This window comes from Membranihabitans marinus, assembly GCF_021729155.1.
GTDB classification, from domain to species: Bacteria; Bacteroidota; Bacteroidia; order Chitinophagales; family Saprospiraceae; genus Membranihabitans; species Membranihabitans marinus.
This window is the reverse complement of sequence record NZ_JAJQYA010000063.1, coordinates 1-12,027: the sequence shown is the minus strand read 5'-3', so window position 1 is coordinate 12,027 and position 12,027 is coordinate 1. Positions and strand designations below refer to the sequence as shown.

1 protein-coding gene is annotated in these 12,027 nt (G+C 42.3%); it reads right to left on the bottom strand.

Going from position 1 to position 12,027, the window contains the following annotated elements:
• Positions 1–12,027 (bottom strand): SprB repeat-containing protein (locus tag LVD51_RS19715; protein WP_236973100.1); only part of this gene is annotated, 12,027 nt, incomplete at both ends.

Below are 12,027 nucleotides of genomic sequence, written 5' to 3'. Positions count from 1 at the left end.
ATAGCTAACTTCTGCACTTATAAAGTTCGCACCCAAGCCATACTTTATCGTATCGCTTAAGTCATAGTAGGCTCTGTAACCTGTTGTATCTTCTACTCGAATCACATAAGTCGTCGTATATTCATTTACCGTACCTGTCGGTCTTGCACCTATTAATATACCCTTCGTCATTACAACTCCTGGTCTAGGTACTTCCTGACAAGTAGAATCTCGATCTAATGGTACTCCATCATTGATCACCGCTACGTTGGTCAGTCCACTGTTGGCAGCTCCATTATCGTTAGTGTAATCACAGTCCCCACTAGATGGAGTCAATTCGTTTACATCTACCGTAAAGATTACTTCTACATAGAAACTATCCACTTCGAAGTTCTCCAAAGTCTCATCATCTACGATCTGATAGGCCGTATCCATAGTACTGGTGGTTACCAAACTGGTCTGTAAGCCATTCGTACCGCCATAGCTGATACTTGCACTTACAAAATTGGCACCTAATCCATATTTGATCGTATCACTTAAGTCATAGTAGGCGAGATAACCCGTTGTATCCTCTACTCGAATCACATAGGTAGTCGTATATTCATTCACTTCGCCTGTTGGCATTGCATCCACTAGGATCTCCTTCGTCATCACTACTCCTGGTCTAGGAATTTCCTGACAAGTCGAATCTCTATCCAATACTACTCCATCGTTGATCACCGCTACATTGGTCAGTCCACTGTTGGCAGCTCCATTATCGTTGGTGTAATCACAGTCCCCACTAGATGGTGTCAATTCGTTTACATCTATCGTAAAGGTTACTTCTACATAGAAACTATCCACTTCGAAGTTCTCCAAAGTTTCATCGTCTACGATCTGATAAGCCGTATCCATAGTACTGGTCGTAACCAGAATAGTCTGTAAGCCGTTCGTACCACCATAGGTAATATCTGCACTTACAAAATTGGCACCTAATCCATATTTGATCGTATCACTTAAGTCATAGTAGGCGAGATAACCCGTTGTATCCTCTACTCGAATCACATAGGTAGTCGTATATTCATTCACTTCGCCTGTTGGCATTGCATCCACTAGGATCTCCTTCGTCATCACTACTCCTGGTCTAGGAATTTCCTGACAAGTCGAATCTCTATCCAATACTACTCCATCGTTGATCACCGCTACATTGGTCAGCCCACTGTTGGCCGCTCCATTATCATTAGTATAATCACAGTCCCCACTAGATGGTGTAACTTTATTTACATCTATCGTAAAGGTTACTTCCACATAGAAACTATCCACTTCGAAGTTCTCCAAGGTCTCATCATCTACGATCTGATAAGCAGTATCCATAGTACTGGTCGTAACCAAACTGGTCTGTAAGCCGTTCGTACCACCATAGGTAATATCTGCACTTACAAAATTGGCACCTAATCCGTATTTGATCGTATCGCTTAAGTCATAGTAGGCGAGATAACCCGTTGTATCCTCTACTCGAATCACATAAGTAGTTGTATATTCATTCACATTGCCTGTTGGCATTGCATCCTCTAAAATCTCCTTCGTCATGACCACTCCTGGTCTAGGAATTTCCTGACAAGTCGTATCTCTATCCAATACTACCCCATCGTTGATCACCGCTACGTTGGTCAGCCCACTGTTGGCAGCTCCATTATCGTTCGTATAATCACAGTCCCCACTAGATGGTGTAACTTTATTTACATCGATGGTAAAGACTACTTCTACATAGAAACTATCCACTTCAAAGTTCTCCAGGGTCTCATCATTTACTATTTGGTAAGCCGTATCCGTAGTACTGGTTGTAACCAAACTGGTCTGTAAGCCATTGGTACCGCCATAGGTAATTTCTGCACTTACAAAATCTGCGCCCAAACCATACTTAATGGTATCGCTTAAATCATAGTAGGCAAGATTGCCAGTAGTATCCTCTACTCGGATTACATAAGTCGTCGTATACTCATTCACATTGCCTGTTGGCATAGCATCTACTAATATCTCCTTAGTCATCATTACTCCAGGAATTGGTATTTCCTGACAAGTCGTATCACGATCCAATACTACCCCATCGTTGATCACCGCTACGTTGGTCAGTCCACTGTTGGCCGCTCCATTATCGTTGGTATAATCACAGTCCCCACTAGATGGTTTAACTTTATTTACATCGATGGTAAAGACTACTTCTACATAGAAACTATCCACTTCGAAGTTCTCCAAAGTCTCATCATTTACGATTTGGTAAGCCGTATCCGTAGTACTGGTCGTAACCAGACCAGTCTGTAAACCATTGGTACCGCCATAGCTGATAGTCGCACTTACAAAATCTGCACCAGCTCCATATTTAATCGTATCACTTAAGTCATAGTAAGCGAGATAACCTGTCGTATCCTCTACTCTAATCACATATGTCGTGGTATATTCATTTACATTACCCGTTGGCATTGCATTCACCAATATCTCCTTCGTCATCATTACTCCTGGCAATGGTATTTCCTGACAAGTAGAATCTCGATCCAATGGAACTCCATCGTTGATCACCGCTACGTTAGTCAGTCCACTATTGGCACCACCATCGTTGGTATAATCACAGTCTACACTCGTGAGTTTTGCTTCATTTACATTTACGGTAAATACAACTTCTACGTAGAAACTATCCACTTCGAAGTTTTCAAGTGTTTCATCATTTACGATTTGATAAGCCGTATCCGTAGTACTGGTCGTAACCAGGCCAGTCTGTAAACCATTGGTACCGCCGTAGCTAATAGTCGCACTTACAAAATCTGCACCCGCGCCATACTTAATTGTATCGCTTAAGTCATAGTAGGCGAGATTGCCAGTGGTATCCTCTACTCGAATCACATAGGTCGTCGTATATTCATTCACATTGCCCGTTGGCATTGCATCTACCAATATCTCCTTCGTCATCATTACTCCTGGTAATGGTATTTCCTGACATGTGGTATCTCGATCCAATGGAACCCCATCATTGATTACCGCTACATTGGTCAGTCCACTGTTGGCACCGCCATCGTTGGTATAATCACAATCCACACTCGTGAGTTTAGCTTCATTTACATTTACGGTAAATACTACTTCTACATAGAAACTATCCACTTCAAAGTTCTCCAAGGTCTCATCATCTACTATTTGGTAAGCAGTATCCGTAGTACTGGTGGTTACCAGACTGGTCTGTAAGCCATTGGTACCGCCATAGCTGATAGTCGCACTTACAAAATCTGCACCAGCGCCATACTTAATCGTATCGCTTAAGTCATAGTAGGCTAAGTTACCAGTGGTATCCTCTACACGGATCACATAGGTCGTCGTATATTCATTCACATTGCCCGTTGGCATTGCATTTACCAATATCTCCTTCGTCATCATTACTCCTGGTAATGGTACTTCCTGACATGTCGTATCTCGATCCAATGGAACCCCATCATTGATTACCGCTACATTGGTCAGTCCACTGTTGGCACCGCCATCGTTGGTATAATCACAATCCACACTCGTGAGTTTAGCTTCGTTTACATTTACGGTAAAGACTACTTCTACATAGAAACTATCCACTTCGAAATTTTCCAAGGTCTCATCGTTTACAATCTGGTAAGCCGTATCCGTAGTACTGGTCGTAACCAAACTGGTCTGTAAACCATTGGTACCGCCATAGCTGATACTTGCACTTACAAAATCTGCACCCGCACCATACTTAATCGTATCGCTTAAGTCATAATAGGCTAGGTTACCAGTAGTATCCTCTACTCGAATCACATAGGTCGTCGTATATTCATTCACATTGCCTGTTGGCATTGCATCCACTAATATCTCCTTCGTCATAACCACTCCAGGTATCGGAATTTCCTGACATGTCGTATCTCGATCCAATGGAACCCCATCATTGATTACCGCTACATTGGTCAATCCACTGTTGGCACCGCCATCGTTGGTATAATCACAATCCACACTCGTGAGTTTAGCTTCATCTACATTTACGGTAAAGGTTACCTCAACATAGAAACTATCCACTTCGAAGTTCTCCAAGGTCTCATCGTTTACAATCTGGTAGGCCGTATCCGTAGTAGTGGTCGTAACCAGACTAGTCTGTAAACCATTGGTACCTCCATAGGTAATCTCTGCACTTACAAAATCCGCCCCTAAACCATACTTAATCGTATCGCTTAAGTCATAGTAGGCGAGATTGCCAGTAGTATCCTCTACTCGAATCACATAGGTCGTCGTATATTCATTCACATTGCCAGTTGGCATTGCATCTACTAAGATCTCCTTCGTCATCAAAAGCCCTGACTTAGGAATAGGTTGACAAGTTGTATCTCGATCCAATGGAACTCCATCGTTGATCACCGCTACGTTGGTCAGTCCACTGTTGGCACCCCCATCATTGGTATAATCACAGTCAGCACTCTCTTCTGTAACTTTACTTACATCTACCGTAAACACAACTTCTACATAGAAACTATCCACTTCGAAGTTCTCCAAGGTCTCATCGTTTACGATCTGATAGGCCGTATCCGTAGTACTGGTCGTAACCAAACTGGTCTGTAAACCACTCGTACCACCATAGCTTATAGTCGCATTTGCAAAATCTGCACCAGCACCATACTTAATCGTATCGCTTAAATCATAGTATGCTAAGTTACCAGTAGTATCCTCTACTCGAATCACATAGGTCGTCGTATATTCATTCACATTGCCCGTTGGCATTGCATCTATTAATATCTCCTTCGTCATCACTACTCCTGGTCTAGGAATTTCTTGGCACGTTGTATCTCTGTCCAATACTACTCCATCGTTGATCACCGCTACGTTGGTCAGTCCACTGTTGGCAGCTCCATTATCATTGGTATAATCACAGTCCCCACTAGATGGTGTAACTTTATTTACATCTATTGTAAAGGTTACTTCTACATAGAAACTATCCACTTCGAAGTTTTCCAAAGTCTCATCGTTTACGATCTGATAGGCCGTATCCGTAGTACTGGTAGTAACCAAACTGGTCTGTAAACCATTGGTACCGCCATAATTGATAGTCGCACTTACAAAATCTGCACCCGCACCATACTTAATCGTATCGCTTAAGTCATAGTAGGCGAGATTGCCAGTCGTATCCTCTACTCGGATCACATAAGTCGTCGTATATTCATTTACATTGCCTGTTGGCATTGCATCTACTAAGATCTCCTTCGTCATCATTACTCCAGGAATTGGTATTTCCTGACAAGTAGAATCACGATCCAATGGAACCCCATCATTGATTACCGCTACGTTGGTCAATCCACTGTTGGCATCGCCATCGTTGGTATAGTCACAGTCCACACTTGTGAGTTTAGCTTCATCTACATTTACAGTAAACACTACTTCTACATAGAAACTATCCACTTCGAAGTTCTCCAAGGTCTCATTATCTACTATTTGGTAAGCCGTATCCATAGTACTGGTAGTAACCAGACCAGTCTGTAAGCCATTCGTACCGCCATAGCTGATAGTCGCACTTACAAAATCAGCACAAGCTCCATATTTAATTGTATCACTTAAGTCATAGTAGGCAAGATTACCAGTGGTATCCTCTACACGGATCACATAAGTCGTCGTATATTCATTCACATTGCCCGTTGGCATTGCATTTACCAATATCTCCTTCGTCATCATTACACCTGGTAATGGTACTTCCTGACAAGTAGAATCTCGATCCAATGGTACTCCATCGTTGATCACCGCTACGTTAGTCAGTCCACTATTGGCACCACCATCGTTGGTATAATCACAATCCACACTTGTGAGTTTAGCTTCATTTACATTTACAGTAAACACTACTTCTACATAGAAACTATCCACTTCAAAGTTCTCCAACGTCTCATCATCTACTATTTGGTAAGCCGTATCCGTAGTACTGGTGGTTACCAGACTGGTTTGTAAGCCATTGGTACCGCCATAGCTGATATTCGCACTTACAAAATCAGCACCAGCTCCATATTTAATCGTATCACTTAAGTCATAGAAAGCAAGATTACCAGTAGTATCCTCTACTCGGATCACATAGGTTGTCGTATATTCATTCACATTGCCCGTTGGCATTGCATTCACCAATATCTCCTTCGTCATCATTACTCCAGGAATTGGTATTTCCTGACAAGTAGAATCACGATCCAATGGAACTCCATCGTTGATCACCGCTACGTTGGTCAGTCCACTATTGGCACCACCATCGTTGGTATAATCACAGTCCACACTTGTGAGTTTAGCTTCATCTACATTTACAGTAAACACTACTTCTACATAGAAACTATCCACTTCGAAGTTCTCCAAGGTCTCATTATCTACTATTTGGTAAGCCGTATCCATAGTACTGGTAGTAACCAGACCAGTCTGTAAGCCATTCGTACCGCCATAGCTGATAGTCGCACTTACAAAATCAGCACAAGCTCCATATTTAATTGTATCACTTAAGTCATAGTAGGCAAGATTACCAGTGGTATCCTCTACACGGATCACATAAGTCGTCGTATATTCATTCACATTGCCCGTTGGCATTGCATTTACCAATATCTCCTTCGTCATCATTACGCCTGGTAATGGTATTTCCTGACAAGTAGAATCTCGATCCAATGGTACTCCATCGTTGATCACCGCTACGTTGGTCAGTCCACTATTGGCACCACCATCGTTGGTATAATCACAGTCCACACTTGTGAGTTTAGCTTCATCTACATTTACAGTAAACACTACTTCTACATAGAAACTATCCACTTCGAAGTTCTCCAAAGTCTCATTATCTACTATTTGGTAAGCCGTATCCGTAGTACTGGTGGTTACCAGACTGGTTTGTAAGCCATTGGTACCGCCATAGCTGATATTCGCACTTACAAAATCAGCACCAGCTCCATATTTAATCGTATCACTTAAGTCATAGAAAGCAAGATTACCAGTAGTATCCTCTACTCGGATCACATAGGTTGTCGTATATTCATTCACATTGCCCGTTGGCATTGCATTCACCAATATCTCCTTCGTCATCATTACCCCTGGTAATGGTACTTCCTGACATGTCGTATCTCGATCCAATGGTACTCCATCGTTAATCACCGCTACGTTGGTCAGTCCACTATTGGCTCCACCATCGTTGGTATAATCACAATCCACACTTGTGAGTTTAGCTTCATTTACATTTACAGTAAACACTACTTCTACATAGAAACTATCCACTTCAAAGTTCTCCAACGTCTCATCATCTACTATTTGGTAAGCCGTATCCGTAGTACTGGTGGTTACCAGACTGGTTTGTAAGCCATTGGTACCGCCATAGCTGATATTCGCACTTACAAAATCAGCACCAGCTCCATATTTAATCGTATCACTTAAGTCATAGAAAGCAAGATTACCAGTAGTATCCTCTACTCGGATCACATAGGTTGTCGTATATTCATTCACATTGCCCGTTGGCATTGCATTCACCAATATCTCCTTCGTCATCATTACCCCTGGTAATGGTACTTCCTGACAAGTAGAATCTCGATCCAATGGTACTCCATCGTTAATCACCGCTACGTTGGTCAGTCCACTATTGGCACCGCCATCGTTGGTATAATCACAATCCACACTTGTGAGTTTAGCTTCATCTACATTTACGGTAAAGGTTACCTCAACATAGAAACTATCCACTTCGAAATTTTCCAAGGTCTCATCATCAACGATCTGGTAAGCCGTATCCGTAGTACTGGTCGTAACCAAACTGGTCTGTAAGCCATTCGTACCGCCATAGGTAATAGTCGCACTTACAAAATCAGCACCAGCTCCATATTTAATCGTATCACTTAAGTCATAGTAGGCAAGATTACCAGTGGTATCCTCTACTCGAATCACATAGGTCGTCGTATATTCATTCACATTGCCCGTTGGCATTGCATTCACCAATATCTCCTTCGTCATCATTACGCCTGGTAATGGTACTTCCTGACAAGTAGAATCTCGATCCAATGGAACTCCATCGTTGATCACCGCTACGTTGGTCAGTCCACTGTTGGCACCACCATCGTTGGTATAATCACAATCCACACTCGCTAACGTAGCGTCATTTACATTTACAGTAAACACTACTTCTACATAGAAACTATCCACTTCAAAGTTCTCCAAAGTCTCATCATCTACTATTTGGTAAGCCGTATCCGTAGTACTGGTTGTAACCAGGCCAGTCTGTAAACCATTGGTACCGCCATAGCTGATAGTCGCACTTACAAAATCAGCACCAGCGCCATACTTGATTGTATCGCTTAAGTCATAAAAAGCAAGATTACCAGTAGTATCCTCTACTCGGATCACATAGGTTGTCGTATATTCATTCACATTGCCCGTTGGCATTGCATTCACCAATATCTCCTTCGTCATCATTACTCCTGGTAATGGTATTTCCTGACATGTAGAATCACGATCCAATGGAACTCCATCGTTGATCACCGCTACGTTGGTCAGTCCACTGTTGGCACCGCCATCGTTGGTATAATCACAGTCCACACTTGTGAGTTTAGCTTCATTTACATTTACAGTAAACACTACTTCTACATAGAAACTATCCACTTCAAAGTTCTCCAACGTCTCATTATCTACTATTTGGTAAGCCGTATCCGTAGTACTGGTCGTAACCAAACTGGTCTGTAAGCCATTCGTACCGCCATAGGTAATCTCTGCACTTACAAAATCAGCACCAGCTCCATACTTGATTGTATCGCTTAAGTCATAGTAGGCTAAGTTACCAGTGGTATCCTCTACACGGATCACATAGGTCGTCGTATATTCATTCACATTGCCCGTTGGCATTGCATTTACCAATATCTCCTTCGTCATCATTACTCCTGGTAATGGTACTTCCTGACAAGTAGAATCTCGATCCAATGGAACACCATCGTTGATCACTGCTACGTTGGTCAGTCCACTATTGGCACCACCATCATTGGTATAATCACAGTCCACACTTGTGAGTTTAGCTTCATCTACATTTACAGTAAATACTACTTCTACATAGAAACTATCCACTTCAAAGTTCTCCAAAGTCTCATCATCTACTATTTGGTAAGCAGTATCCGTAGTACTGGTGGTAACCAGACTGGTCTGTAAACCATTCGTACCGCCATAGGTAATAGTCGCACTTACAAAATCAGCACCAGCTCCATACTTTATTGTATCGCTTAAGTCATAGTAGGCGAGATTGCCAGTGGTGTCCTCTACTCGGATCACATAAGTTGTCGTATATTCATTCACATTGCCCGTTGGCATTGCATTTACCAATATCTCCTTCGTCATCATTACTCCTGGTAATGGTATTTCCTGACATGTAGAATCACGATCCAATGGAACTCCATCGTTGATCACCGCTACGTTGGTCAGTCCACTGTTGGCACCGCCATCGTTGGTATAATCACAGTCCACACTTGTGAGTTTAGCTTCATTTACATTTACAGTAAACACTACTTCTACATAGAAACTATCCACTTCAAAGTTCTCCAACGTCTCATTATCTACTATTTGGTAAGCCGTATCCGTAGTACTGGTCGTAACCAAACTGGTCTGTAAGCCATTCGTACCACCATAGCTGATATTCGCACTTACAAAATCAGCACCAGCTCCATACTTGATTGTATCGCTTAAGTCATAGTAGGCAAGATTACCAGTGGTATCCTCTACTCGGATCACATAAGTTGTCGTATATTCATTCACATTGCCCGTTGGCATTGCATTCACCAATATCTCCTTCGTCATCATTACACCTGGTAATGGTACTTCCTGACAAGTCGTATCACGATCCAATGGAACACCATCGTTGATCACCGCTACGTTAGTCAGTCCACTGTTGGCACCGCCATCGTTGGTATAATCACAGTCCACACTTGTGAGTTTAGCTTCATTTACATTTACAGTAAACACTACTTCTACATAAAAACTATCCACTTCAAAGTTCTCCAAAGTCTCATCATCTACTATTTGGTAAGCCGTATCCGTAGTACTGGTAGTAACCAGACCAGTCTGTAAGCCATTCGTACCGCCATAGCTGATAGTCGCACTTACAAAATCAGCACCAGCTCCATATTTAATTGTATCACTTAAGTCATAAAAGGCAAGATTACCAGTGGTATCCTCTACTCGGATCACATAGGTTGTCGTATATTCATTCACATTGCCCGTTGGCATTGCATTCACCAATATCTCCTTCGTCATCATTACTCCAGGAATCGGAATTTCTTGACATGTAGAATCTCGATCCAATGGAACTCCATCGTTGATCACCGCTACGTTGGTCAATCCACTGTTGGCACCGCCATCGTTGGTATAATCACAGTCCACACTAGTGAGTTTAGCTTCATCTACATTTACGGTAAAGGTTACCTCAACATAGAAACTATCCACTTCGAAGTTCTCCAACGTCTCATCGTTTACAATCTGGTAGGCCGTATCCGTAGTAGTGGTCGTAACCAGACTAGTCTGTAAACCATTGGTACCTCCATAGGTAATCTCTGCACTTACAAAATTGGCACCAGCTCCATACTTAATTGTATCGCTTAAGTCATAGAAGGCTAGATTGCCAGTGGTATCCTCTACTCGGATCACATAGGTTGTCGTATATTCATATCCATTACCTGTAGGCATCGCATCCACTAAGATCTCTTTAGTCATAACAATACCTGGAATGGGAATCGGCACACATACCGTATCCATAACCTCTTCCAGTGGAGAAACTAGGCTCGCTACATTGGTCAATCCAGTATTTCCTGTATTATTCATTGGATCACAATCAGCTTCCTCTGGGGATATCTCTGCAAAATCCATATGCAACACATAGGAAACTCTAAAGGTATCTACCATGCCTGCTCCTACCGTATCATTCATGACGATCAACTGATCCGTCACTCCATCATACATACCATTGATCATTCCCGAAAGACCATCACCACCCAAATATGCAACACTCGGACTACCGACCACAGTTACTCCGTCCGCAAATGCAATGCTATCATATAGACTATAATAACCTTCTGTCACGTCCTCATTCTTCGCAATAAGATTATACTCAATCAAAAATTCATTAGGATTTCCTGTCGGAGTTAAATCCACCAATTCCTTCTCAAATAACAATTCTGTTGAACAATTGGCATTTTCTTCTATTTCATATCCTTGCTGAACCATACATCCATTGGCATCCGTCACCACTACACTATATGTCCCCGGTCCTACATTGGTCAAGTCTTTACTCGTTGCACCATTGCTCCATAAATAAGAATATCCTGAAGTTCCTCCCATTACATCGATCCCTAGTCTTCCTTGAGGATTAGCAACATCACAGACAGGCACTTCTATACTGGTGATTTCTAAATCCAAAACCTCTTCCGGTTCTGTAATCTCCAATATCGTTATCGTTCTACAGCCCAATTCTGTATATGCTATGGCATAGTATGTTCCAGCCCATAAATTATCAACCATGGGACTACTGCCCAATATCATTCCCTGAGTATCTCTTAACTCCACTATGGCACCTGGTGTACTACTCGACAAGTTGATCACTCCGCTCGCATCGCCTATACACAACACATTCGTATTTACCGTAGCCGTTAATTCCGGTCCACCGTCGTTGCTGATGACCACAGTTTCTACAACCGAACAACCTACTGCATCAGTCACTACAACACTATATACCCCTGCAGCTAGGTTTAATTGATCTTTGTCCGTAGATCCATTGCTCCATAAATAGGTATAAGGCGATGTTCCACCTCCTATAGTAAGGGTAGCCATACCTGAAGAAGTATTACAAATCGCATCACTGCTTGCTATATTTACTGTTAAATCTCCTGAACTTTCTCCAATGGTTACCACTTCTGTCTCGGTACAACCATTGCCATCAGTGACCACTACACTATAAGTTCCCGCAACCACACCACTCAATGTTGCATCGGTCTGTCCATTACTCCATAAGTAAGTATAAGGACCTACTCCTTCTTCTACCATCACGGTCGCACTTCCATCGGCATC